Genomic DNA, 24,175 nt, shown 5'->3' with positions numbered 1-24,175 from the left:
CCCTCCGCCCAGGCTACGGCGAGATTAACCGCCGCCCTCCCAGCAGCGCTGTTCCGACACGCACCCTGGTGGAGCCGTGGGCCACAGCACTCTCCAGATCGCCGCTCATCCCCGCCGAGATCTCCCCAGCTTCGGGGTGGTCCCGGCGGAGCCGGGCGGAGATCGCCGAAAGTGTGTCGAAGGCCACGTCCGGCGCGGTGTTCTGAGGCGCCACGGCCATGACTCCGCGCAACCTGAGCTCATCCCGCGCGGCGATGTCGGCGGCGAGCGCGGGCACCTCGGCGGCGGGGCAGCCACCCCGGCCGGCCGCCTCGTCCAGGTTCACCTGAACGAGAACTTCGAGCGGGCGTGTCCGCTCTCCCGCGTCGAGCGCGTTGCGCACGGCACCGGCCAGCGCCTCCACCAGCCGCGGGCTGTCCGCGGACTCCACGACGTCCGCCCAGCGGGCGACCGAGCGCGCCTTGTTCCGCTGCAGCTGCCCGACCATGTGCCAGCGCGCCTCCGCGGCGGGGCGCAGGGCGGCCAGCTCGGCGACCTTCGGCCGGGCCTCCTGCTCGCGGTTCTCCGCGAACGAGACCAGGCCCAGATCGGCCAGCAGCGCCACGTCCCGCGCCGGGAAGGTCTTGGTCACCGCCAGCAGCTGCACGTCCGCCACCGGCCGCCCAGCGGCCGCACAGGCCGCCGCGAGGCGCTGCCGGATCGAGCTCAGGGACTCGGCGAGCTCCGCGCGGCGCTCGTCGTCCTCGCTCACGACTCCTCCCGCTCCGCCCACACCACGGCGGCGAACCGGCCCGTGCGGGGCCCGTCACGGCGGTGGCTGAACAGCTCGCGGCTCTCCATCGTGCAGCGCGGATCGATGCCGATCTTCGCGATCCCGGCGCCCGCCAGCTGCTCCCACAGCCCCGCGCGCAGGTCCAGCCCCGGCGTGCCCTTGCGGGTGCGGCAGGCGCTGCCGGGCAGGTACTCCTCGACGTCGTCGCGCATCGACTCGGGCACCTCGTAGCACTGGCCGCAGGCGGCGGGTCCCAGCAGCGCCTCGATGTCGTCGATGCGGGCGCCCGCGCCGCGCATCGCCTTCAGCGCCTCGACGAGGACGCCGACCCGGGCGCCGACCCGGCCCGCGTGCACCGCGGCCACCACGCCGGTCACCGGGTCGCCGAGCAGCACCGGCACGCAGTCCGCGGTGAGCACCGCCAGCGCCAGCCCGGGCTGCGCGCTCACCAGGGCGTCGGTGGCCTCCACCGGTTCCGGGCGCGGGCCGTCGACGAGTTCGGCGTTCTTGCCGTGGATCTGCTCCATCCACACCAGCCGCGACGGGTCCAGCCCGATGCCGGCGGCGAGCTTGCGCTCGTTGGCCGCGAGCGCCTCGGGGTCGTCGCCGACCCGGCCGCCGAGGTTGAACGAGTCGAACGGCGGCTTCGAGCTGCCGCCTTCCCGCGTGGTGATCACGCGCCGGATCCGCACTCCATCACTCCCGATCTCGAAGGGTCGTTGCCGACTGGCGGGGCGGCGTCCCGGAGCACCGGTGCCCGCACATGAGCGGGCACCGGGACGAAGTCCGTCCCGGTGCCCATTCTGGCTCACGCTCAAAGGCGATCAGCGTCGCATGAACGGAGGAATGTCCACGTCGTCGTCGTTGTCGTCGGAGACCGGCACCGGCCGCGACGGCAGCTGACCGCTCATGCCCTGGGTGCCGGTGTGCGTCGGGTAGCCGCCGCCGGAGCGGGTCGGCACCGAGACTCCGGGCGTGCCGCCCTCGCCGTACGCGGGACGCCGCTCGTAGCTCTGGGCCTGCGGCTCGTAGCTCTGCGGCGGGGTGTACGGCTCGGGCTGCGGGGCCGGAGCGGGCGGTGCCTGCTCCGCGGGGGCCTGCTGCTGCGGCGCGGCGGGCTGCTCGGGAGCGGCCTCGGCCGTGCTGTCGACGACCTGTCCCTCCGTGACCTGACCCGCTTCACCGCCCGCGACGGCGTCTCTGCCGCCGACCCTGGTCGGCTCCAGCTTCTTGTGGGTCGGCGCACCCGCGTCGAAACCGGCGGCGATCACGGTGACCCGCACCTCGTCGCCGAGCGAGTCGTCGATCACCGTGCCGAAGATGATGTTCGCTTCGGGGTGCGCGGACTCCTGCACCAGCGAGGCCGACTCGTTGATCTCGAACAGGCCGAGGTCGGAGCCGCCCGCGATGGCCAGCAGCACGCCGTGCGCGCCCTCCATCGAGGCCTCCAGCAGCGGCGAGTTGATCGCCTTCTGCGCGGCCTGCACGGCTCTGCCCTCCCCGCGCGCCGAGCCGATGCCCATCAAGGCGCTGCCCGCCCCGGACATGACGCTCTTGACGTCGGCGAAGTCGAGGTTGATCAGACCCGGCGTGGTGATCAGGTCGGTGATGCCCTGCACACCGGAGAGCAGCACCTCGTCCGCGGAGCGGAACGCGTCCATCAGGCTGACCCCGATGTCACCGAGCTGCAGCAGCCGGTCGTTCGGGATCACGATGAGCGTGTCGCAGCAGTCGCGGAGCTCCTTGATGCCCTGCTCCGCCTGGTTCGCCCGGCGCTTGCCCTCGAAGGAGAACGGCCGGGTCACGACGCCGATGGTCAGCGCGCCGAGCTTGCGCGCGACGTCGGCGATCACGGGGGCGCCACCGGTGCCGGTGCCGCCGCCTTCGCCCGCGGTCACGAAGACCATGTCGGCGCCCTTGAGGACCTCTTCGATCTCTTCCTTGTGGTCCTCGGCTGCCTTGTGCCCGACTTCGGGGGCGGCGCCCGCGCCGAGTCCTCGGGTCAGTTCGCGGCCGATGTCCAGCTTCACGTCGGCATCGGACATCAGCAGGGCCTGGGCGTCGGTGTTCACCGCGATGAACTCGACGCCCTTGAGCCCGACCTCGATCATGCGGTTGACGGCGTTGACGCCGCCTCCACCGATGCCGACGACCTTGATCACCGCGAGGTAGTTGTGCGGGGGCGTCATCGGGTCCGCCTTCCTGGTCGTGGCTGAGCGCTCTGCGTTGCTCGGACCGCCGCGGGAGCGGTCACCGTGGGAACCGGACAGTAGTCCGGGGCCGGCACGGGTACCGGTCGACGCCGGAGTGGTCCCGTGCGAGCACAAGATCGAAACGCGGTCAACCCCGTACCCGGTGCGGACCGTAGGCATGCCCGCGTCGCCGCGTCCAGCAGCCACGCCGGGAGTTCTCCCAGGTGTGTCATGCCACCCACGTCGCAGATCCGCCTCGACCGTCGTTCTCGCCTGCACGGTGATCGGCGCTGCGCGATCACCGATGTTCACCGTACCGCGCGGCCGGGCGTGCCGGGCGGCCCACTCGAAAAGAACGGCGCGGAAATCCGGACCGCGGTCGTCCGGATTCGCCGCCAGCATCGGTGGGACGAACCGGAACCGACGGAGGGGCACGACGATGGAACGACCGCTGCGGGGGAAGATCGCGCTGGTCGCGGGCGCGACGCGGGGAGCGGGCCGGGCGATCGCGGTGGAGCTGGGAGCCGCGGGCGCCGCGGTGTACGGCACCGGGCGCACCACGCGGGAGGCGCGCTCCGACTACGACCGGCCCGAGTCCATTGAGGACACCGCGGAGCTGGTGACGGCCGCGGGCGGCGAGGGCGTCGCGGTGCGGGTGGACCACCAGGTCCCGGAGGAGGTCCGGGACCTGGTCGCGCGGATCGAGCGGGAGCGCGGCCGGCTGGACCTGCTGGTCAACGACATGGGCGGCGAGCACCTGATGGACTGGCACAAACCGGTGTGGGAGCACTCGCTGGACCTGGGCCTGCGCAGGCTCCGGACCGGCATCGAAGCGCACCTGATCACCAGCCACTTCGCGCTCGCGCTGCTGTCCCGCACCCCGGGCGGGCTGGTGGTGGAGCTGACCGACGGCACCACCGAGTACAACCGGCGCTACCGGGCGGACTGCGGCGCGTTCTTCGATGTGACGAAGATCGCCGCGAGCCGGCTGGCGTTCGCCCAGTCCGAGGAGCTGCGCCCCCACGGCGGGACCGCGCTCGCGATCACCCCGGGCTGGCTGCGCTCGGAGATGATGCTCGACCACTTCGGCGTCACCGAGCAGAACTGGCGCGAGGCCACCGAACCGCACTTCTCGATCTCGGAATCGCCGCACTTCGTCGGTCGCGGGGTCGCGGCGCTGGCGGCCGACCCGGAGGTGTCCCGCTGGGCCGGGCGCACCGTGTCCAGCTTCGAGCTCGCGGAGCACTACGGGTTCACCGACCTGGACGGTTCGCGACCGGACTCGTGGCGCTACATCGCCGAAGTCGTCGAAGCGGGGGCGCCGGAGGACACCACCGGGTACCGCTGATCCGCCGACCGGTACAGCTCGGTGAGCTCGGCGGCGGTCCGCGCCATCCGCTCGGCCAGCTCCGCCGGGGCCAGCACCTGGACCCGCGCGCCGAGCCCGAGCAGCTGCGCCTGCGCGACCTCCAGGGACTCGACGGGCAGGGTCGTCGTCACCCAGCCCTGCTCGTCCGGTTCCCCGGCCGCGGCGCGCGCGTCCGCCGCGGCCGGGCCGCCGACCTGGGCGTGCAGGGCCGCGAGCGCGTCGGGAGCGATCCGGACGGTGATCTCCGCGCGCAGCAGGGCGCGCTCGAACTCGGCGCCGCGCCGCGCCCAGAACTCCGGCAGCGCGAACTCGGCGTCCCGCTCGAACGGACCGCCCACCTCCACCGATCGGAACCGGTCCACGCGGTACACCAGGAACCGGCCGCCGCAGCGCCCCGCCAGGTACCAGGCACCCGCCTTGAGCACCAGGCCGTGCGGCTCGATCTCGCGGTGCACCTCCCGGTCCCGGCGGCGGTAGGTGGCCCGCACCGCGCGGTCCTGCCACACCGCGTCGGCGAGCTCCGGCAGCAGCGGCGGCGTCTCGGTCTCCCGGAACCAGCCGGGCGCGTCCAGGTGGAAGCGCCGCGCGACCCGGTCCGGCGCGTCCCGGTGCCCCGGCGCGAGCGCGGCGGAGATCTTGCGGCGGGCGCTGCCGACGGCCTCGGTCAGCCCCATCTCGGCCGCCGGACCGGGAATTCCGGCCAGCAGCAGCGCCTCGGCCTCCGCCCGGTGCAGCCCGGTGAGCCGGGTGCGGTAGCCGCCGAGCAGCCGGTAGCCGCCGTTGCGGCCGCGTTCCGCGTAGACCGGCACGCCCGCCTCCGCCAACGCCTGCACGTCGCGGGCGACGGTGCGTTCGGTGACCTCCAGCTCCGCGGCCAGCTCGGGGCCCGTCGCCGCGCCCCGGTTCTGCAGCAGCAGCACCAACGAGATCAACCGCGCCGCCCGCATCGCTCCCCCTCCGCCGGTGCCGAGGACGCTACGCCCGGCCCCCGACAGAGCCCGGTCACTTCAGCCCGGTGGTCTTCAGCGAGGAGATGAGCTTGCGCTGCCCCAGCAGGAACACCAGCACCGTCGGGATCGCGGCCAGCAGCGCCGCCGCGATCACGTACTGCTGCTTGGAGGCGTACTGCCCCTGCAACGAGGCGATGCCGACCTGCACCACCCGCAACGACTCGTCCTGGGCCACCGCCAGCGGCCACAGGAACGAGTTCCAGTTGGCGAGGAAGAACAGCACCGCCAGCGCGGCCAGCATCGGCCTGCTCAGCGGCAGCACCACGTGCCAGTAGGTGCGCCAGTGCCCGCAGCCGTCCAGCTGCGCCGCGTCCTCCAGCTCCCGCGGCACCCCCAGGTAGAACTGCCGCAGCAGGAAGATCCCGAACGCGTTGAACACGCCCGGCACGATCAGCCCCGCGTACGTGTCGACCATGCCGAGCGTCCGGACCACCAGGAACAGCGGCACCAGGATCACCGGCAGCGAGATCAGCAACGTCGCGATCACCGCGGCGAACGCGATCCCCCGCCCGCGGAAGTGCATCCGCGCCAGGGCGTAGGCGGCCATCGAGTGCACCAGCAGCGCCAGCGCCGTCACCACCACCGAGATGAACGCGCTGTTCGCGAGGTAGCGCAGGAACGGCACCTCGGTCAGCACGTACCCCACGTTGTCCAGCGTCAACGCGCTCGGCCAGCCCACCGAGAACAGCTCCGCCGCCGGCCGGAACGCCGTCAGCAGCAGCCACAGCAGCGGCGCGATCGTCACCAGCGCCACCAGGTACGCCAGCAGCGCCCGCCCGCGGATCCCGCTACGCATCGAACCGGCCTCCTCGGGTCGCGGCGAACAGCACCCCGGTGATGGCGCCCAGCAGCAGCACCAGCAGCGCGCAGATCGCCGCCGCGTAGCCGAACCGGCCGAACTGGAACGCCTGCTGGTAGGCGTAGTACACGACGGTGGACGTCGCGTTCGCCGGGCCGCCCGAGGTGGTCACGAAGACCAGGTCGAACGCCTGCAACCCGGCCACCGCGTTCACCGTCGACGTGACCAGCACGAAGAAGCTCGTCGGCCGCAGCATCGGCCAGGTCACGTGCCGGAACCGGTGCCACGCGCCCGCACCGTCCACAGTGGCCGCGTCGTAGAGGTCCCCGGGGATGTCGTTCAACCCGCCGAGGAAGATCAGCATCTGGTAGCCCATCAGGAACCACACGCTGATCAGCACCAACGTGACCAGCGCCAGGTCCGGATCGCCCAGCCACGAGACCCCGTCCAGGCCGAACACCGCGAGCACCCGGCTCACCAGGCCCGTCTTGTCGGTGAGCAGGAACTGCCAGAGCAGCCCGATCACCACCAGGCTCACCGCGTTCGGCAGGAACAGCGCCGCGCGCACCGCCCCCACGCCCGGGAAGTGGTCCCGCACCAGCAGCGCCAGCGCCAGCCCGCACGCGAACACCAGCGGCACGAACAGTCCCGCGTACAGCGCGGTGATGCCGAAGCTGCGCCACAGCAGCCCGTCCCCCGCCATCAACCGGAAGTTGTCCAGCCCCGCCCACCCGACGTTGCCGAAACCGTCCACTTCGAACAATCCGACCACCAGCGCCAGCACCGTCGGCACCGCCACGAACACCAGCAGCCCCACCGCGTCCGGGGCGAGGAAGCCGAGCGCGGCCCGGCCGTCGGAACGCCGGGCGCTCATTGGATCGCCGCCCCGTCGTAGCCCGCCAGGAACGTGTCGATCTGCTCGGACGCCGCCCCGGCGGCCTCGGCCGGGTCGGCCCCGTCGAGCTGGCAGGACTGCAGCGCGTCGGAGATCGCGCGGTACACCTCCGGCGGGTAGCGGGGTTCCGGACGCGCCTGCGCCATCACCTGGTCGGCGAACACCCGCATCGGACCGTCGTCGAAGGCGCCCTGGGCTTCGGCGGCGCGGCGCACCGAACGCCGGGGCGGGATCCCCGTCTTCGCCACGGTGTTCCACTGCCGCATCCGCTCCACCCCCGCCGGGTCGGACGAACCGAGCGCCCACGCCACGAACTCGGCCGCGGCCTCCGGGTTGGCGCCGTAGGCGTTCGCGACCATCGCCCAGCTGCCCAGCGCCGTGGTGGCGGTGCCGCCCGGCGGCGCGGGCATCGGCGTGACGCCGTAGCGGAAACCGGGCGCCTGCTCGGCGATCTCGGCGATGCCCCAGATCCCCAGCTGCTGCATCGCGCAGTAGCCCTGCGCCAGGTTCGAGATCGTGTCGTTGCCGCCCTCGCCGCGCACCCGGCGCGGAGCGGCACCGGAGCGCACCGCGTCCTGCCACAGCCGCATCGCCCGGTGCGCGGCCGGCGAGTCGAACGCGCTGCGCCGCAGGTCCGGGGTGAACACGTCGCCACCGGCCATCCACAGCCACGGGTACCAGGTGAAGTTCTGGTAGTAGCCCGGGTTCGTCTCGAACAGCATCCCGAACCGGTCCGGGGTGGTCAGGCGCTCCGCCAGGCCCAGCAGCTCGTCCCACGTCCCCGGCAGGTCGCCTTCCGCGAGCCCCGCCCGCTCGAACGCGTCCTCGCTGTAGAACAGCGCCAGCGGTTCGATCTCCATCGGCAGCCCGTACACCCGGTCGTCGACCAGCCGCGTCGCCAGCACCTCCGGCAAGAAGTCCTCCCGCACGCCCGGTTCGAGGTGCGGGGTGAGGTCGGCCAGCGCGCCCCCGTTGTAGTAGCGCAGGAAATCGCCGGGGCTCAGCAGGAACACGTCCGGCCCGGCACCGGCGCTGAACGAGGTCTGCAAGGTCGGCCCGGCCTTGTAGTCCTTGTTCGGCACGTACCGCAGCCGCACCCGCACCTCGTGCGTGGCGTTCCACTCCGCGGCGAGCCTGCTGATCCAGTCGCTCTGGCTCTTGTTCTGCCCGCCCGGCCCGTAGAAGTTCCACAGGCTGATCTCGCGCGGATCCCGCGCCGGGGCGCACCCGGCGGCACCCGCGAGCAGCACCGCACCCGCCCCGAGGGCGGTCCGGCGGCTGATCGCGGGCACGTCGCGCATCTGATTCCCCCAGAAATCGATTGCCGAACGCTATTCCCGGCGATCGAAGACGGTCAATGCGCCATTGGTGGGGGCGCTGCCGGGGTCAGCGCACCGAGTCGACCAGCGCCTCCAACCGGATGCGGACCTCCCGCACGTCCGCCGGAGTGAGGGCGTGCACCCGTTCGCCCGCGCCGCCCCGCTCCGCGTGATCCAGGTAGCGGCCGTCGGGGGCGGCGTTGTCGAACCAGCGCACCACCGCCGAACGCCGCCGCGCACCGCGCGGATCGCGCGCGGACGCGGCGAACTGTCCCGCCCGCAGGTGCGGGCCGGAACCGATGCTCCGGTACTGCTCGACCAGCCGGTCGCCGCTGCTGCCGCGCACCGGCGCCACGTGCTGCAGGAACCCGGTGGCGAGCTCCTCCGGTCCGGACCGCAGCGAGCTCTCCGGAACCCGCACCCGGCCGCGGGTACCGGGCGGCGCGGGCGGCAGCGTCGCCAGCAGCACCTCCGACAGCGCCGCCCGCTGGTGCAGCTCCACGGTCAGCGCCCCGCCGTACCGCGCGCCCTCCCCCGGTTCCTGCACGCCGAGCACCACCCGATCGCGGCCGGTGAGCGCGGCCACCGAGCGCCACGCGGCCTCACCGCCGAACTCCGGGCACCACAACGAGTCGACCCACAGCTGCGGCCCCGCGAGCACCCGCAGCGCCTCGGCCAGCTCCACCGGTGCTTCGTCGTCCACCAGGAGCCCGGCCCGGTGCATCGCGGGGGCCTCCCGGCGCGCCAGCTCGCGGAGCTGCCGCCGCGTGCGTCCGAAAGCCGCCCCTTCCAGCGGCAGCGCCAGATCATCCACCCCCAGGTAGCGGCGCACCAGGTACGAGTGCAACGGCGCCAACCGCCACCGCCCCACCAATCCCATCTCGTTCCCCCTATCCGAAACCCCGATCGCAAAAAACGCACAACCCCGCACCACCAGCCATCTCCCCCGCCCGCAGCAAAGCCGCAGCCAACGACCACCAAGCCACCCACACCGCCACCGGTGCTGACCGCAGTCCTCACGAGGACCGCGCTCCCGCCCACGGCGAAGCCACCGATGAAACCGATCTCGCAGACCGACAGTCGTTGAACCCGCCCGGCGGTTCGTGTGCGTGTCCTGTCAGCGGCGAAGCCGCTGAGCCAACGACCACGCACGCAGCAGAACCACCCGCGGGTTCTCAGCTGCCTTCTCGCGAGGACAGCTTTTTCCCTCGTGGCGGAGCCACGAGGGAAAAAGATCCCGCAGCGAGAAGGCAGCTGAGGTTCCGCCACCCGACACACTCCCAAGGCGCCCCACCGAGATCACTCACCGAAGACCGGTGGGGCGGTCTTCGGCATGCCCTCCATCCACACGTCGTCCTGCTCCTCCAGCCAGCCGGGCCGCTCGTGCTCGTAGTCCTCGCCGCCTTCGCCGCGGCGGGCCGCGCCCGCTCCCCCGGCACCACCGCGCGCACCGCTGGTGGCGGCGGCCGGGCCGCCTGCCGGGATGCCGCGGGCGCCCGCGCCGGAACCTGCTCCGACGCCGGCCCGTCCGCCGGGGCCGGGCTGGTCGCCGGTGCCGCCCGCGCGGGTGCCGGGAGTTCCGCCGCCGGGTCTGCCGCCCGGGCCGCCGGTGCTCCGGCCTCCTGCGCCGGGTCCGCCGAGCGCGGGAGCGCCGGCACCACGACCACCGCCGCGGTCCCCGGGGCCGCCACCGGGACCGCCGGGAAGTCCGCCGCCGGGCAGCGGGACCGGGCCGGGCAGGACCGGTGGCGGGACGCGCTGCCCGCCGGGCGGTACTCGTTCCGGGGTGCCGTCGGGGCGCTGGTCCGGCACCCACGACGGATCGGAGCCGGCCGGGCCGTCCGGGCTCCCGGTGCCGGGCCGGTCGGCTCCGCCGCTGCGGTCGTGGCCGGGCCGTTCAGCACCGGAACTTCCGCCGCTTCGGCCGCGGTCCTGCGGGTCCACCGGCGGTGGTGGCGGGGCGACCGGTGGGGGCTCGGCGGGCGGCGGTGGCGGCAGCGGCGTCCCGTCCAGGCCCGGGTACACCGGGACTGTCCGGTCCACGTCGTCGTAGGTCGGGGTGAGGACGCGCTGCATCGTCTCCTGCGCGGCGCGTTCCGCCTCCTGCCGTTCGCGCATCTGCGCGAGCGCGTCCACGCCGCCGCCGACGAATCCGCCGGGAATGCCCGCGGCGAGGGTGCGGCCGATGCTGTAGTCCTGCGGTGCGGACACCATCGCCTTCACCTGGCCGGCGGCCGAACCGGCCTGCTCGACCTTGTTCCCGGTCAACTGGAACGCCTGGCCGCCGTCGGACATCCACTGCACGAGCGGTTCGGCGGAGGCGGTGGCGACGTCGGCCGCTTCGCCCTCCCACCCGCCCGCGATGGCGCCGCTAGCCTCGCGGTCCAGGTCCGGGCCGATCTCGGCGAGAGCGGTGCCGATGCGCCGCCACGCTTCCGCGACCTCCTGCGCCTTCGCCGGGTCCAGCGAGCGCTCGTTCGTCTCGTACAGCTCGTGGTGGCTGTAGGACTGCCAGTTCTCCCGCTCGGTGATCGACGGCGGGTCGAACTCGCCGCCCGCGTGCAGCTGGTCGTTGCGGTCGGCCAGCACGTCGCGCCGCCGTTCCCCGGACTGCTCGGCCGCCTCCGCGCGTTCCCGCGCCTCGCGTTGCGCCGTCGTCTCGTAGCCCAGCCAGGACGCCCCGGCGTCGTGCGCCGTCTCCGCGACGCGCTCCGCCCAGTCCCCGAATCCCATTCATCCCCCCGGTTCGCAGCCGCCCGCCGGTGTCGCCGGCGGGGGCTGCACGTGTGCGCCGGCGATCAGCGCGGGCTCTTCGCCGCGATCAGCTCGGCCACCTGCCAGGACTCGGCGCACTCGTCGCGACCTTCGTCGTCGGTCTCCTGGGCCGTCACGGTGATCACGCCACCCCCGGCGTCGAACATCGTGGAGCAGATCCGCGCTGAGGCCGAGCCTCGGACGACCGTGATCGCGGCCGGTCTGCCGTCGAGCTCGCTTCGTTCGAACCGCGACCAGACGTCCCGCTCGCCGTAGCGTTCGACGGTCATCTCCTGGTTCTTGTAGAAGCTGTACCCGAACGGATCTCCGTCGAAGTCGCAGCCCGGTTCCGCCGCGATGTCGTTGTTCGGATAGCCGGGCGGCCGACCACCACGTGCGGCGAGTTCCTGTTCCGTGAGCATCGTGCAGGGATCGACCTTCGCCAACCCGACGGTCCGCACCGGTTCCTCCACGGCGGACTCGCCGTCGGCTCGGGAATCCAGCGCACATCCGGAAACGGATGCCAGCATCCCGACCGCGAGCAGCGCCAACCCTGCCTTGCGCGGGATCGCGTTCATCCCTCACCTCGCATCAGATCTTGCGCGATCGCGTCGTCGGTCGCCGTGTAATCCTTGGCGGCCTGCCGGAAGAGCTCGGCCTTCTCCTTCAGCTCATCGCTCAATCTCCCGAGCAGTGCGACTGCTCCGGACGAACCGTCATCGGCTTTGGCTTCGAATTTTCGGGATAGCTGCACAGCCGAGTGGTATTCCCCGAGCCCTTGCACCTTGAGCAGCAGATCGGTGTTTCGGCTGAGCCGCTGCACTCGCCGCTGCGCCCGCTCATAAGCCTGCGCCGCCTTCTCCGCCGCTTCCGGGTCGATCGTGAGCCGACCGGACGCCACTTGCGCGCGGAGCTGCTCGTTCTGGGCCGAGATTCCGGCCAGCTGCGCGGAAACGGCCTCCAGCGAGCCACCACCGCCTCGCACCGGCCCTGCACCGTCGGTCACTTCGCCTCCTCGCTCCGATCTGATCGGATGGGGAAACGTTATCGATCCGGCCGGTCAATTCGGTCGAATTGAATGGCCGTCACGCGTTTTTCCACCTGAAAGTCGGACAGCGGCCACGGAGCGTGCTCGGCAAAGTCGCCGAAGATGATATTCCTGTTGTCTTATTCCGCGATCACTCGAATTCCAGGCGTGCGCACGACCACGTCGCGGGGGAAATCCGCGATCGGACGGATTCGCTCTTCCCAATGGTCGACCGCCATTAGAGTGATCACCGCACCCGGATGGCCGTCATCGGCTCCACCTTCGCCGGACAACGGCGAACCCGCCGAACGACCTGCCCGGCGAAGGCACGCCCGGCACCGCCGCAGCCGACCCCATCACGGCGCCACCCCGGCAGCCGGGCGATCACGCCACGGTCGGCAGATCCGGGCTCGTCACGTCGTAGACCTGCCCGGAGCGGGTCAGCAGCGGCACCAGGATCGCGGCCTTCCGGTCCGCGGCCGTGCTCTCGCCCCAGTGCACCTGCCTGCCCCCCGCCAGCACCAGGAACAGGTTCTGCGGCCGTTCGGCGCGGACCTCGGTGACCTGCGCCCGCAGGTCGGCGGGCAGCGCGGTGAGCGCGATCATCGCGGTCCGCACGCCGTCGGCCCGGTCGTCGCCGAGCCGCAGCTGGGCGAGCCCGGCGGGCGGGCGGGGCACGGTGCGGAACGGCACGCCCGCCGCGTCGATCAACCGCACCCCGCTCTCACCAGGTCCGTCGGCGGGCACGTAGGCCACGGCGACGCGTTCGGTGATCTCCAGCCGCACCGTGGAGGGCCACTGCAGGTGGACCTCCGAATCGGCGATCTCCGGGACCGCGCCCAGCCGGGACCGGATGGCCTCGGAGTCGACCTGCAGCATCGGGTTGCCGAGCTCGATGCCCGCCGTGTCCAGCACGGTCCGCTCCGGCACGGCGGCGAGCCCGTCGACCTGCACGGACCGCACGCCGAGGATCGGGCTGTAGTAGAGGGCGAGCACCAGGACGGTCACCACGGACATCGCCACCGGCAGCAGCCAGCGGCGCGGGGACCGCTGGATCCCGCCGCGCACCGGCCGGCCGCGAGTGCTGCGCACCCCCGGCCGGTTCGACGACCGCCCTGCCGCGCTCACTCCGCCGCACCTCCGGTACCCGCGGCCCGTTCGAGCTCCCCGAGGATCTCCGGCCCGAGCATGGTGACGTCACCGGCGCCCATGGTGAGCACCAGGTCCCCCGGCGCGGCGAGCCCGGCCACGAGCGGTGCCGCGTCGGTCAGCGACGGCTCGAAGCGCACCCGGTCCGCCGATCCCGGGATCTGGTCGGCGATGAGCGCCCCGGTGACGCCGGGCTGCGGGTCCTCCCGCGCGCCGTAGACGTCGAGCACCACGATCTCGTCGGCGAGCCCCAGCGCGGTGGCGAACTCGGCGGCGAACGCGGCGGTGCGGGAGAACAGGTGCGGCTGGAACACCACGATGAGCCTGCCGTCGCCGACCACGGGCCGGGCCGCGCGCAGCTGCGCGTCGACCTCGGTGGGGTGGTGGGCGTAGTCGTCGTAGACGAGCACCCCGCCGGCCTGGCCCTTGAACTCGAAGCGGCGGCGCACGCCGCCGAACGCGGCGAGCCCGTCGAGCAGTTCGTCCAGCGGTGCCCCGAGCTCCAGCCCGGCGAGCAGCGCGGCGACGGCGTTGCCCGCCATGTGCTCGCCCGGCACCGAGACCTGCACGTCGATCCGCTGCCCGTCGAGCTCGACGACGGCGACACCGGCCCCGTGCTCGGGCCGGTAGTCGACGATGCGCGCGTCGCCGGGCCCGCCCGCCGTGTGCCCGTAGCGGCGGACGCGGAGCCCGCCGGCGGCGGCCTGCCCGGCGAGCCGGGCGGATCCGGGGTCGTCGGCGTTGACGATGAGCACGCCGCCCGGCTCGATGCGGCGGACGAACTCGTCGAAGACCTCGGTGTAGGCCTCGGGGGTGCCGTGGTGGTCGAGGTGGTCGGGTTCGACGTTGGTGACGACGGCGACCGAGGGCGCGAACACGAGGAACGATCCGTCGCTCTCGTCGGCCTCGGCGACGAACACGCCGCCCTCGCCGTGGTGCGCGTTGGCGCCGGACTCGTTGAGGTCGCCGCCGATGGCGAACGACGGGTCGAGCCGGCAGTGCTGCAGCGCGACGGTGAGCATCGAGGTCGTCGAGGTCTTGCCGTGCGTGCCCGCGACGCAGGCGACCCGGTGCTCGGCCATGAGCGCGGCGAGCGCTTCGGCGCGGCGCAGCACGGCGACGCCGCGGCGCTGGGCCTCGACGAGTTCCGGGTTGTCCGGCCGGATCGCGGTGGACACCACGATGGCGGTGGGGTCCTGGTCGAGCTGGTCGAGGTTCTCGCCGCGGTGCCCGAGCGCGACGTGCGCGCCTTGGGCGCGCAGGGCGAGCACGGTGCGGGAGTCGCGGGCATCGGAACCGGAGACCTGCCGGTCGCGGGCGAGCAGGATGCGGGCGATGCCGCTCATGCCCGCGCCGCCGATGCCGACGAGGTGGACGCGGGACAGCAGGTCGTCGGTGCCGCTGCGTTCCGCGGTCTGCGCTTCGGTCACCGGCCCGCCACCTCCACCACGATCCGGGCCAGCACCTGGTCGGCTTCCCGGTGTCCGGTTCCCAGCGTGGCACGGCTCATCATGTGCAGCCGTTGCGGGTCGCGGCCGAGGGGCAGGACCTCGTTGATGACCTTGTCCGGCGTCATGTCCTCGTCGGCGACGAGCAGGGCACCGCCCGCGGAGACGACGGGCTGCGCGTTGAGGGCCTGCTCGCCGTTGCCGTGCGGCAGCGGGACGAACACGGCGGGCAGCCCGACGGCGGACACCTCGGCGACGGTCATGGCGCCGGAGCGGCAGACCACGAGGTCGGCGGCGGCGTAGGCGAGGTCCATCCGCTCCAGGTACGGCACCGCGTTGTAGACGGGGGCGCCGGGGACCTGCTGCACGGCGAGGGTGTTCTTCGGCCCGTGCGCGTGCAGCACGCCGATGCCCGCGCGCCCGAGCGCCTGCGCGGCCCCGGAGAACGCGGTGTTGAGCGTCTGGGCGCCTTGCGATCCGCCGAACACGAGGATGGTCGGCGCGTGCGGGTGCAGCCCGAAGAACTGCCGGGCCTGCATGCGCAGCGCGGCGCGGTCGAGGCTGGTGATGGATTCGCGCAGCGGGATGCCGATGGGCCGGGCCCCGGCGAGCCCGCTGTCGGGGGTGGCGGCGAGGACGCGCTCGGCGAACCGGGCGCCGACCTTGTTCGCCATGCCCGCCCGGGCGTTGGCCTCGTGCACGACGATGGGGGTGCGCCCGCGCGCGGCGAGGTAGGCGGGCAGCGACACGTAGCCGCCGAACCCGACGACGACGTCGGCTTGGACGCGTTCGAGCACGTCCTTGGTCTTGCGCACCGAGTCGCGCACCTTCAGCGGCAGCCGCAGCAGTTCGGTGCTGGGCTTGCGCGGCATCGGCACCGGCGGCACCAGTTCCAGCGGGTAGCCGCGTGCGGGCACCAACCGGTTCTCCAGTCCGCGTTCGGTGCCGAGCGCGGTGATGCGCGCGTCCGGGCGCATCCTGCGCACGGCGTCGGCCAGGGCGAGGGCCGGCTCGATGTGTCCGGCGGTGCCGCCGCCTGCGACGACGACCGACAGGCCGCGCCGGGCGGGGTGTCCGGGGGCCGGGTGCTGCCCGCTCAACGGTGTCCTCCTCGTGTCTGTGCCCGGGATCCGGTCTTGCCGCGGGCCGCGGTGCGGTTCCGCGCGTCCGGTGATCCCCGGCGGGTCGGCTGGGCCCCTGCGCTGCGCGCTCCGGGGCGGCTGGTGGGCGCGGTGCGCGCCGGGCGGCGTTTCGCCGGTGGGCGGTAGGGCTCGGGCGTGGACAGGCGCAGCAGCTTCCCGACGCGGCCCGGCCCCAGCGACCGTAGCGCGGCGATCGCTTCCGGCTCGTGCCGGGCGAAGTTCGCCAGCAGCCCGAACACCAGCATGCTGGTCACCACGGACGAGCCGCCGGAGGAGATCAGCGGCAGCGGCAGCCCGGTGATGGGCAGCAGGCCGACGACGTAGCCGACGTTGATCGCGGCCTGCCCGACGAGCCAGGCGGTGAGCGTCGCGGCGACGAGCCTGATCCACGGGTCGGTGTTGCGGGCGGCGATGCGCATCCCGACGTAGGCGGTGGTGCCGAACAGGACGAGCACGATGACGCAGCCGACGAACCCGAGCTCCTCGCCGATGACGGCGAAGATGAAGTCGTTGTGCGCGTTGGGCAGGTACTGCCACTTGGACCAGCCCTGGCCGAGCCCGCGGCCGAACAGCCCGCCGTCGGCGAGCGCGAACAGCGCCTGCCGGGCGTGGTAGCCGCGGCCGGTGGGATCGGAGGCGGGGTCGAGGAACGTGGTGATCCGGTCCATCCGGTACTGCGCGACCATCGCGAGGACGACGGCGGCGGTGATGGCGCCGAGCACGGAGACGCCGAACAACCGCAGCGGCGCCCCGGCGAACCACATCAGGGCGAGCAGCACGATGAACAGCGTGATGGTGGAGCCGAGGTCGGGCTGCAGCATGACGAGCGCGAACATCAGCATCGCCGCGGGCACCACCGGCACCAGCAGGTGCCGGTACTGGGCGAGCAGCCCGCGCTTGGTGACGAGCACGTGCGCGCCCCACAGCGCGAAGGAGATCTTGGCGAACTCGACGGGCTGGAAGGAGATCCCGCCGAGCACGAACCAGCTCTGCGCGCCGTTGCGGACGCTGCCCAGCGGGGTGAGCACGAGCAGGAGCAGCAGCAGGCAGCCGCCGAAGACGGTGAGGCTGTGCTTGCGCATCTGCCGCACCGGCAGCCGCAGCGCCCCGTAGAACAGCACGAGTCCGGCGCCGCAGTAGATGACCTGCCGGATGAAGATGTCGTAGGAGGACCCGGCGCTGGTGAACGAGTCCACGCTGGACGCCGACAGCACCATGACGAGCCCGAACACGGTGAGCAGGCCGAACACGGCGAGCAGCAGGTGGAACGAGGCGAGCGGCCGGGTGAGCCACGCGGTCAGCGGGGTGGTGATGGCCGCGAGCCCGGTGGGCTTGCGGGTGCGGCGGGGCCGGCGCGCGGTCGCTGCGGAGGTGGTCACCGCGATCACCCGCCGGTGGTGGGGGCGGTGGCGGGCAGCGCCCGCACGGCGTCGGCGAAGGCCCGCCCCCGGTGCGCGTAGTCGGTGAACATGTCCATGGACGCGGCGGCGGGGGCGAGCAGCACCGCGGTGCCGGGTGCGGCGTGCGCGGCGGCCCTGGTGACGGCCTGGGACATGCCCGCATCGTCCCCCGCCGAGACCTGCTCGACGGGCACGTGCGGGGCGTGTCGGGCGAGCGCTTCGGCGAACGCGGCGCGGTCGCGGCCGATGAGCACGACGGCGGCGAGCCGCCCGGCGTTGCGCGCGACGAGTTCGTCGACGTCGGCGCCCTTGAGCAGGCCGCCCGCGATCCACACGACGCGCTCGTGGGCGCGCAGCGCGGCGTCGGCAGCGTGCGGGTTGGTGGCCTTGGAATCGTCGACCCAGGTGGTGCCGCGGGTTTCGGCGACGACGACGGAGCGGTGCGCGCCGGGTTCGAACGCGCGCAGGCCGCGGGCGACAGCGTCGGCGGGGACGCCGTGGGCGCGGGCGAGCGCGGCGGCGGCGAGCGCGTTGGCGAGGTTGTGCGGCCCGCCGGGGTGCACGTCGGCGACGTCGGCGAGCACGTCCCCGGCCGGGTCGTCGGCGAAGGCCCGGTCGAGCAGGGTGCCGCCGGCGATGCCGAGCTGGCCGGGCTCCGGTGCGCCGAGGGTGAAGGACACGGGTCGCCCCGCGCCGGTGGAGAGCCGGGTGGACCACTCGTCGTCGGCGTTGTGCACCGCGACGACGTTGCCCGCGTACACCTTGGCCTTCGCGGCGCCGTAGGCGTCGAGGGTGCCGTGCCAGTCGAGGTGGTCGTCGGCGAGGTTGAGCACGACCCCGGCCTGCGCGGCCAGCGACCGGGACCAGTGCAGCTGGAAGCTGGACAGCTCGACGGCGAGCACCCGGTGCCCGGCGCGCACCGCGTCGACGACGGGCAGCCCGACGTTCCCGCAGGCGACGACGTCGAGCCCGGCGGCGCGCAGCACCGATTCGAGCATGGTGACGGTGGTGGTCTTGCCGTTGGTGCCGGTGACGGCGAGCCAGTCGGCGGGTTCGGGCCGCGCCCGGTCGAGCCACCAGGCGAGTTCGACCTCGCCGATGATCTCGATGCCCGCGGTGGCGGCGGCGGCCAGCAGCGGCGTGCCGGGCCGCCAGCCGGGACTGGTGACGACGAGGTCGGTCCCGGCGGGCGGTTCGAGCAGTCCGGGCAGGAGCCGACCGCCGCCGGCGCGGACGGAGTCGAGCGCGGCGAGCCGTTCTTCGGACGCGTCGGTGACGGTGACTTCGGCACCGGCCGCCAGCAGCGCTTCGGCGGCCGAGCGGCCGGACACCCCGGCACCCGCGACCAGCACCCGCCGGTCCCGCAACGTTCGGGTCACCGCACTCTCCTCTCCTGCCGGCGGCGTGGCCGCCGGGATCGTCAGCCGCCGTAGAGGCTGAGCCAGTCCGCGTAGAACAGCCCGACGCCGAACAGGCAGCTGATCCCGGCCAGCACCCAGAATCTGATGATCACCGTGGTTTCCGCCCACCCGGCGAGTTCGAAGTGGTGGTGGAACGGTGCCATCCGGAAGAGCCTGCGCCGGGTGCTGCGGAACACGACGATCTGCAGCACGACGGACAGGGCCTCCACCACGAACAGCCCACCGATGATGATCATCAGCAGTTCGGTGCGGGTGACCATGCTCAGCCCGGCGACGAGACCGCCCAGCGCGAGCGAACCGGTGTCGCCCATGAAGATCTTCGCGGGTGCCGCGTTCCACCACAGGAACCCGATGCACGCCGACATGGCGGCCGCGGCGACGATCGCGATGTCCAGCGGGTCGCGCACCGTGTAGCAGGCTGGCCCGGAGCCGCCCCCGCCGGTGCAGTCGTAGCGCAGCTGCCAGAACGAGATCAGCACGTAGGTGGCCAGCACCATCGCCGCGGTACCGCCCGCGAGCCCGTCCATGCCGTCGGTGAAGTTGACCGCGTTGGACCAGCCGCTGATCGCCACGTACGCGAAGATCACGAACCCGATGGCGCCGAACGACACGATGCTGATGTCGCGGATGAACGACAGGTGCTCGGAAGCGGGGGTGATGCCGTTGTCGTCGGGGAACCGCATCGCGAGGATCGCGAACAGCACGGCGGCGACCAGCTGCCCGACGAGCTTCGCGGTCTTGTTCAGCCCGAGGTTGCGCTGCTTGCGGATCTTGATGAAGTCGTCGAGGAAGCCGACGATGCCCAGCGCGGTGGTGAGCCCCAGCACCAGCAGGCCGGAGACCGTGGGGCCTTCCTCCGCGACGGTGAGGTGGGTGATCAGGTACCCGGCCCACATGGCGACGAGGATCGCCATGCCGCCCATGGTGGGCGTGCCGCGCTTGGCGGCGTGCGACTTCTGCACCTCTTCGCGGATCTCCTGGCCGAAGCCCTGCTTGGAGAAGATCCGTATCAGGTACGGGGTGAACAGGATGGAGATGACCAGCGCCACCGCTGCGGCGACGAGGATGCTCTTCACGCTTGACCCCCGGCTCGTTCGGTGGCGGATCGATCGGTGACCTGCTCGGTCAGCTGTTCGGCGACGCGCCACAGCGCGGCGACCTTGGACGCCTTGGCGAGCACGACGTCACCGGGACGCAGCTCGTCGCGCAGCAGCGCGACAGCGGCATCGACATCCGGCACCAGAACCGACTCCTCTCCCCATGACCCTTCCAGCGAGGCACCCTGGTGCATCGCCCGTGCCTGGTCACCGACCACCACGAGGCGGTCGATGTTGAGCCGGACGGCGAGCCGCCCGATCTCGTCGTGCGCGGCGACCTCGGCATCGCCGAGTTCGCCCATGACTCCGAGCACCGCCCAGGCGCGGCCCGGTTTGCCCCTGGTCATCGACGCGAGCGTCTTGAGCGCCGCGCGCACCGATTCGGGGTTGGCGTTGTAGGCGTCGTTGATGACGGTGACGCCGCCGGGGGTCTCGGTGACCTCCATGCGCCGGGCGGAGACGCGCCGCACCGAGCCGAGCCGCGCGGCGGCCTCCTCGACGCTCGCGCCGAGCTCCACGGCGATGGCGGCGGCGGTGAGCGCGTTGCTGACGTGGTGCTCGCCGTGCAGCGGCAGCTTCACCCGGGCGGAGCCGGTGGCGGTGACCAGGGTGAACTCGGCGCGCGCCTGCTCGTCGAGCTCGATGTCCTCGGCGCGCACGTCGGCGGCCGGGCTCTGCCCGACCCGGACCACGCGGGCCCGGGTGCGCTCGGCCATCGCGGCGACCAGCGGGTCGTCGGCGTTGAGCACGGCGACCCCGCCGTCGGCGGCGGCGGGCAGCGCTTCGACGAGTTCGCCCTTGGTCTGCGCGACGGCCTCCTGCGAGCCGAACTCGCCGAGGTGCGCGCTGCCGACGTTGAGCACGGCGCCGATCCGCGGCGGGGCGACCTCGCAGAGCGCGGCGATGTGGCCGCGACCGCGGGCGGAGAGCTCCAGCACGAGGTGCCGGGTGTGCTCGTCGGCGCGCAGCGCGGTCCACGGGTGCCCGAGCTCGTTGTTGAACGACCCGGGCGGCGCCACGGTCGGGCCCGCCGGTTCGAGGACCTGCGCGATGAGGTCCTTGGTCGAGGTCTTGCCGGACGAACCGGTGACCCCGATGACGGCGAGCTCGGGCAGCCGGTCCACCACCGCGCGCGCCAGCCGCGCGAGGGCGGCGAGCACTGCGGCGCCGCTGCCGTCGACGTCCCCGGCTAGGGCCATGGCCCGGCTCGGGTGGTGTTCGGACAGCTCCGGAACGATCACGGTCGGGATCGGTCCGTCCGCGGTGGGCACTTCGCGCGCGGCGAGCACGCCGGCGGCTCCGTCCGCGACGGCGCGGGCGGCGAAGTCGTGCCCGTCGACGCGCTCGCCGGGGACCGCGACGAACAACCCGCCCGGCCCGATCTTGCGCGAGTCGAATTCGACGGAACCGGTCACGACCTCGGTGCCGTCCGCGTGGTGGAGCCTGCCGCCGACCGCTTCCGCGATGTCAGCCAGGCTGAGCCGGATCACCTTGCCTCCTCGTTGCCGCCCCGGCCACCGGCCGGGGGCGCGGGTTCCCCCGTGTTCTGCGTTCCCCCACTGCCGTCCCCGATCCGGGCGCTGCCGGTGTCGAGCCTGCGCCGCAGCGCCGCCGCCACCTCGTCCCGGTCCGAGAACGGGTGCACGACCCCGGCCACCTCCTGGCCGGTCTCGTGCCCCTTGCCGGCGATCACGACGACGTCCCCGGCCCGGGCTCGGTGCACCGCTTCGGCGATGGCTTCGCGCCGGTCGCCCGCTTCGACGACCTCGCCGCGTTCGGCCTCGGGCACCTCCAGCGCCCCGGCGAGCATGGCGGCGCGGATGTCGGCGGCGTTCTCGCTGCGCGGGTTGTCGTCGGTGACCACCAGCAGGTCGGAGCGGCGCGCGGCCGCCTCGCCCATCAGCGGCCGCTTCGCCACGTCCCGGTCACCGCCGCAGCCGAGCACGACGAGCACCCGGCCGCCCCCGTTGATGACCTGGGCGCGGGCCGCGTCGAGCACCGCGGAGACGGCGCCGGGCTTGTGCGAGTAGTCCACCACGGCGGTGAAGTCCTGCCCGAGGGCGACCCGCTCCATCCGGCCGGGCACGTCCACTTCGGCCAGTCCGCGTTCGATCGCGTCGGCGGGGATCCCGGCGGCGGTGAGCACTCCGGCGGCCAGCAGCGCGTTGGCGATGTTGAACGGCCCCGGCAGCCGCAGCCGCACGTCCAGCGTCCGGTCCGGACCGTGCGCGCGGAAGCGCTGCTCGCCGGTCGGGAACGTCTCGACGTCGGTGGCGGTCCAGCTCGCGTCGCCGGTGGTGGACGCGGTGATCGTGTCCTCGGTGACCAGCCGCCGGCCCCACTCGCCGTCGACGCACACCACTTCGCGTTCGGAGCGGCCGTCGAACAGCAGCGCCTTCGCCTGGAAGTAGTCCTCCAGGTCGCGGTGGAAGTCGAGGTGGTCCTGCGAGAGGTTGGTGAACGCGCCGACGGCGAACCGGGTGCCACCGACGCGGCCGAGCGCGAGGGCGTGGCTGGAGACCTCCATCGGCACGTGCGTGACGCCGTGCTCGACCATGACGGCCAGCAGCGCCTGCAGATCGGGCGCCTCGGGCGTGGTGAAGGCGCTGTCGAGGCGTTCCCCGGCGATGCGGGTCTCGACGGTGCCGACCAGCCCGGTGGTGTGCCCGGCGGCCCGCAGCGCGGACTCCAGCAGGTAGCTGGTGGTGGTCTTCCCGGACGTGCCGGTGACGCCGAGGATGGTGAGCTTCTGCGACGGGTCGCCGTAGATGCGGGCGGCGGCGGAGCCGAGCACGCCGCGCGGGTCGTCGTGCACCAGCAGCGCCACTTCCCCGGCCCGCACCCGCGGGTGGTCGAGCAGCGCGACGCGGTCCACGCCGGCCTGGTCGGTGAGCACGGCGGTGGCGCCGGCGGTGAGGGCGTCGGCGGCGAAGTCGGCTCCGTGCACCCGGGTTCCCGGGAGGGCGGCGAACAGATCGCCGGGGCGCACGTGCTGAGCTCGCAGGGTCGCTCCGGTCACCACCCCTTCACCAGGGGTGTGACCAGGGATGTCGATGACCCGCGCACCGATCGTCCCGGCGAGCTGGTGGATCTGCACCGGCTCGACCAGAGCGGGTCGAGGCGGGGCTGTCGCGAGCGCGGAAGGCACGTCGCGCAAGGCTACCGGTACCACTTGACGGGTCATGCTCATGGTCACCTCTGCACACACCGCGTTTTCGGACTGGGCCGTTCGGAGCACACCGCGCAGCGGCCCGGCGTCCAGTAGAACGCCTCGCGCGCGAGCGCGTCGGCCCGCGTCCGGCGTCCGGGACCGGTGCCCGCGCGGGTGGCCCCGGTCGCGTGGAACCGCCGTCCGGACGGCGCCGAGGAATCGCGCAGAACCGGGTCCGCGCACCCCGCGCCGGTTTCCCGCGGGCCTCCCCGGGGCTCGGCGCGATCCGGCCCGGCGGCGCGGGGACACCGACCCGCGAACGGTCGGCCAGGCTCCCTGACCAGCGACGAACCCGGGTTCGGCCGGTCCGCGGCCGTTCCGCGCGACGCCGGTCGTGCCGCCTGGAAAATGCGGTCCGGCCCCGCGAGCGCGAGCACCTACTTGCGGCCGGGGCCGTTCGCTGGCGAGCACTGGTCCGTCTCGTGCAACTTCCGCCGGATCGTGGTGCGCACCGGCGGACGTCGTTTAGCGTTCCTACTGCCAGGTCGGTGATTCCGCGGATTTCGGCGGATCGGTGGAAGAACGACTCGGGCGGGGGACGGCTGCGGCCGTGAGCACCGCCGGAGCGGCGACGCAGCGGGTGCCGTCGCCTTCGGTTCTCGACGATCCAACCGGGTCCTGCGGCCCGCGCATCCCGGTCTGAGCCGTCCGGACGTGCACGGGCCGTGGCGCGAGCGGCCCGTGCGCGTCCGGGATCGCGCACCACGGTCGCGCCGCGCCGAAACCCCACTACCGATCGTCGTCGTTTGGTATACCGGTCGTGATCACTGCTCCGCTGAGCTGGGAGATCGCATGCCCGAGATCCGCCCGGAGGTCCACCTCTCGCTCGAAGCACCGGACGCGACGCCCGAACGGCTCCACCGCGCCGCCCGCCTGCTGCAGGGCGAGCTGCGCCGCGTCCGCGGCCTGGCGGTGCGCCGGCTCCGGGAGGAACCGCCGCCGGACGGGCGCGGCACCGGGGCGCTGCTGGCCGAACTGGTGCTCGGCGGGACGCTGGCGACCGGTTCGATCACCACGCTCTCCACCGTGCTGACCGGCTGGGTCGACCGGGGCGAGCACCGCGCGATCACGTTGCGCTGCGAAGGCGTGCTGCGGCGCATCGAAGCGGGCACCCCGCCCGTGGAGGCCGAAGCGGTGCTGCACCGGCTGCGCGCCGAGGACCGCGGGTGA

21 protein-coding genes are annotated in these 24,175 nt (G+C 73.3%); 2 read left to right on the top strand and 19 right to left on the bottom strand.

The features are described from left to right. Nucleotides 1–13: 13 nt before the first annotated feature. The 3 genes from H1226_RS07075 to ftsZ all read right to left on the bottom strand — a co-directional run bounded on the left by H1226_RS07075 (nt 14) and on the right by ftsZ (nt 2,961). Nucleotides 14–751 carry a YggS family pyridoxal phosphate-dependent enzyme gene (locus H1226_RS07075; protein ID WP_258347968.1) on the bottom strand — a complete coding sequence of 246 codons (738 nt, stop codon included), beginning with the start codon at nt 749–751 and terminating at the stop codon, nt 14–16. Then, entirely contained in the window at nt 748–1,464 is a 717-nt protein-coding gene (pgeF, locus tag H1226_RS07070) for a peptidoglycan editing factor PgeF (protein ID WP_224959329.1), read from the bottom strand. Before pgeF ends, H1226_RS07075 begins: the two co-directional genes overlap by 4 nt. A gap of 132 nt (nt 1,465–1,596) precedes the next feature. Further along, on the bottom strand, nt 1,597–2,961 hold the full coding sequence (gene ftsZ, locus H1226_RS07065; protein ID WP_224959325.1) for a cell division protein FtsZ: 1,365 nt from the start codon (nt 2,959–2,961) through the stop codon (nt 1,597–1,599). 442 nt (nt 2,962–3,403) lie between these two features. On the opposite strand from ftsZ, the gene H1226_RS07060 reads away from it, so the two are divergent. Continuing rightward, nucleotides 3,404–4,312 (top strand): SDR family oxidoreductase, encoded by a 909-nt coding sequence (locus H1226_RS07060; protein ID WP_258347967.1) that lies wholly within the window; start codon nt 3,404–3,406, stop codon nt 4,310–4,312. Here the strand turns inward: H1226_RS07060 and H1226_RS07055 are convergent. From H1226_RS07055 to H1226_RS06980, 16 genes are all read right to left on the bottom strand, one after another. Then, nucleotides 4,255–5,280, bottom strand: a complete 1,026-nt coding sequence (locus H1226_RS07055; RefSeq protein ID WP_258347966.1) for a helix-turn-helix transcriptional regulator — start codon at nt 5,278–5,280, stop codon at nt 4,255–4,257. The genes H1226_RS07060 and H1226_RS07055 overlap by 58 nt on opposite strands. Before the next feature lie 55 nt (nt 5,281–5,335). Beyond that, on the bottom strand, nt 5,336–6,139 hold the full coding sequence (locus tag H1226_RS07050) for a carbohydrate ABC transporter permease (RefSeq protein ID WP_258347965.1): 804 nt from the start codon (nt 6,137–6,139) through the stop codon (nt 5,336–5,338). Then, a complete protein-coding gene (locus H1226_RS07045; RefSeq protein WP_258347964.1) occupies nt 6,132–7,016 on the bottom strand; it encodes a carbohydrate ABC transporter permease in 885 nt (294 codons plus the stop codon). Before H1226_RS07045 ends, H1226_RS07050 begins: the two co-directional genes overlap by 8 nt. After that, on the bottom strand, nt 7,013–8,338 hold the full coding sequence (locus H1226_RS07040; RefSeq protein ID WP_224977793.1) for an ABC transporter substrate-binding protein: 1,326 nt from the start codon (nt 8,336–8,338) through the stop codon (nt 7,013–7,015). The genes H1226_RS07045 and H1226_RS07040 overlap by 4 nt, the downstream gene beginning before the upstream one ends. A gap of 85 nt (nt 8,339–8,423) precedes the next feature. Further along, the gene (locus H1226_RS07035) at nt 8,424–9,236 is read right to left on the bottom strand and encodes an ESX secretion-associated protein EspG (RefSeq protein WP_258347963.1); all 813 of its coding nucleotides are present in this window, start codon (nt 9,234–9,236) and stop codon (nt 8,424–8,426) included. Between the two features lie 419 nt (nt 9,237–9,655). Then, entirely contained in the window at nt 9,656–11,089 is a 1,434-nt protein-coding gene (locus H1226_RS07030) for a PPE family protein (RefSeq protein ID WP_258347962.1), read from the bottom strand. 65 nt (nt 11,090–11,154) lie between these two features. After that, entirely contained in the window at nt 11,155–11,688 is a 534-nt protein-coding gene (locus tag H1226_RS07025; RefSeq protein WP_258347961.1) for a DUF3558 domain-containing protein, read from the bottom strand. Next, the gene (locus H1226_RS07020; RefSeq protein ID WP_258347960.1) at nt 11,685–12,116 is read right to left on the bottom strand and encodes a hypothetical protein; all 432 of its coding nucleotides are present in this window, start codon (nt 12,114–12,116) and stop codon (nt 11,685–11,687) included. The genes H1226_RS07025 and H1226_RS07020 overlap by 4 nt, the downstream gene beginning before the upstream one ends. 405 nt (nt 12,117–12,521) lie before the next feature. After that, entirely contained in the window at nt 12,522–13,265 is a 744-nt protein-coding gene (locus tag H1226_RS07015) for a cell division protein FtsQ/DivIB (protein ID WP_258347959.1), read from the bottom strand. After that, nucleotides 13,262–14,716, bottom strand: coding sequence for a UDP-N-acetylmuramate--L-alanine ligase (gene murC, locus H1226_RS07010; RefSeq protein ID WP_224959313.1), 1,455 nt, complete (start codon nt 14,714–14,716; stop codon nt 13,262–13,264). The genes H1226_RS07015 and murC overlap by 4 nt, the downstream gene beginning before the upstream one ends. After that, entirely contained in the window at nt 14,713–15,834 is a 1,122-nt protein-coding gene (gene murG / locus H1226_RS07005; protein WP_224959311.1) for an undecaprenyldiphospho-muramoylpentapeptide beta-N-acetylglucosaminyltransferase, read from the bottom strand. The genes murC and murG overlap by 4 nt, the downstream gene beginning before the upstream one ends. Beyond that, nucleotides 15,831–17,255: a putative lipid II flippase FtsW gene (gene ftsW / locus H1226_RS07000; RefSeq protein WP_373690023.1), complete on the bottom strand. Its 1,425-nt coding sequence runs from the start codon at nt 17,253–17,255 to the stop codon at nt 15,831–15,833. Before ftsW ends, murG begins: the two co-directional genes overlap by 4 nt. Nucleotides 17,256–17,260: 5 nt before the next feature. After that, nucleotides 17,261–18,655, bottom strand: coding sequence for a UDP-N-acetylmuramoyl-L-alanine--D-glutamate ligase (gene murD, locus H1226_RS06995; protein ID WP_258347958.1), 1,395 nt, complete (start codon nt 18,653–18,655; stop codon nt 17,261–17,263). Nucleotides 18,656–18,696: 41 nt separating this feature from the next. Continuing rightward, the gene (gene mraY, locus H1226_RS06990; RefSeq protein WP_224959306.1) at nt 18,697–19,773 is read right to left on the bottom strand and encodes a phospho-N-acetylmuramoyl-pentapeptide-transferase; all 1,077 of its coding nucleotides are present in this window, start codon (nt 19,771–19,773) and stop codon (nt 18,697–18,699) included. Beyond that, the gene (locus H1226_RS06985) at nt 19,770–21,284 is read right to left on the bottom strand and encodes a UDP-N-acetylmuramoyl-tripeptide--D-alanyl-D-alanine ligase (RefSeq protein ID WP_258347957.1); all 1,515 of its coding nucleotides are present in this window, start codon (nt 21,282–21,284) and stop codon (nt 19,770–19,772) included. Before H1226_RS06985 ends, mraY begins: the two co-directional genes overlap by 4 nt. Further along, nucleotides 21,281–22,891, bottom strand: coding sequence for a UDP-N-acetylmuramoyl-L-alanyl-D-glutamate--2,6-diaminopimelate ligase (locus tag H1226_RS06980; protein ID WP_258347956.1), 1,611 nt, complete (start codon nt 22,889–22,891; stop codon nt 21,281–21,283). Before H1226_RS06980 ends, H1226_RS06985 begins: the two co-directional genes overlap by 4 nt. Nucleotides 22,892–23,797: 906 nt before the next feature. Between H1226_RS06980 and H1226_RS06975 the strand changes: the two genes are divergently transcribed. Further along, nucleotides 23,798–24,175, top strand: a complete 378-nt coding sequence (locus H1226_RS06975) for a hypothetical protein (protein WP_258347954.1) — start codon at nt 23,798–23,800, stop codon at nt 24,173–24,175.

Origin of the sequence: Saccharopolyspora gregorii (genome assembly GCF_024734405.1) — a bacterium.
Classification (GTDB): domain Bacteria; phylum Actinomycetota; class Actinomycetes; order Mycobacteriales; family Pseudonocardiaceae; genus Saccharopolyspora_C; species Saccharopolyspora_C gregorii.
This window is presented reverse-complemented; position numbering and strand designations above follow the sequence as displayed.

What these genes read in the sequence shown, in the direction of transcription:
- ftsZ (WP_224959325.1), bottom strand. Translation starts at nt 2,961, where the DNA reads ATGACGCCCCCGCACAACTACCTCGCGGTGATCAAGGTCGTCGGCATC.
- H1226_RS07060 (WP_258347967.1), top strand. Translation starts at nt 3,404, where the DNA reads ATGGAACGACCGCTGCGGGGGAAGATCGCGCTGGTCGCGGGCGCGACG.
- H1226_RS07055 (WP_258347966.1), bottom strand. Translation starts at nt 5,280, where the DNA reads ATGCGGGCGGCGCGGTTGATCTCGTTGGTGCTGCTGCTGCAGAACCGG.
- H1226_RS07050 (WP_258347965.1), bottom strand. Translation starts at nt 6,139, where the DNA reads ATGCGTAGCGGGATCCGCGGGCGGGCGCTGCTGGCGTACCTGGTGGCG.
- H1226_RS07045 (WP_258347964.1), bottom strand. Translation starts at nt 7,016, where the DNA reads ATGAGCGCCCGGCGTTCCGACGGCCGGGCCGCGCTCGGCTTCCTCGCC.
- H1226_RS07040 (WP_224977793.1), bottom strand. Translation starts at nt 8,338, where the DNA reads ATGCGCGACGTGCCCGCGATCAGCCGCCGGACCGCCCTCGGGGCGGGT.
- H1226_RS07035 (WP_258347963.1), bottom strand. Translation starts at nt 9,236, where the DNA reads ATGGGATTGGTGGGGCGGTGGCGGTTGGCGCCGTTGCACTCGTACCTG.
- H1226_RS07030 (WP_258347962.1), bottom strand. Translation starts at nt 11,089, where the DNA reads ATGGGATTCGGGGACTGGGCGGAGCGCGTCGCGGAGACGGCGCACGAC.
- H1226_RS07025 (WP_258347961.1), bottom strand. Translation starts at nt 11,688, where the DNA reads ATGAACGCGATCCCGCGCAAGGCAGGGTTGGCGCTGCTCGCGGTCGGG.
- H1226_RS06975 (WP_258347954.1), top strand. Translation starts at nt 23,798, where the DNA reads ATGCCCGAGATCCGCCCGGAGGTCCACCTCTCGCTCGAAGCACCGGAC.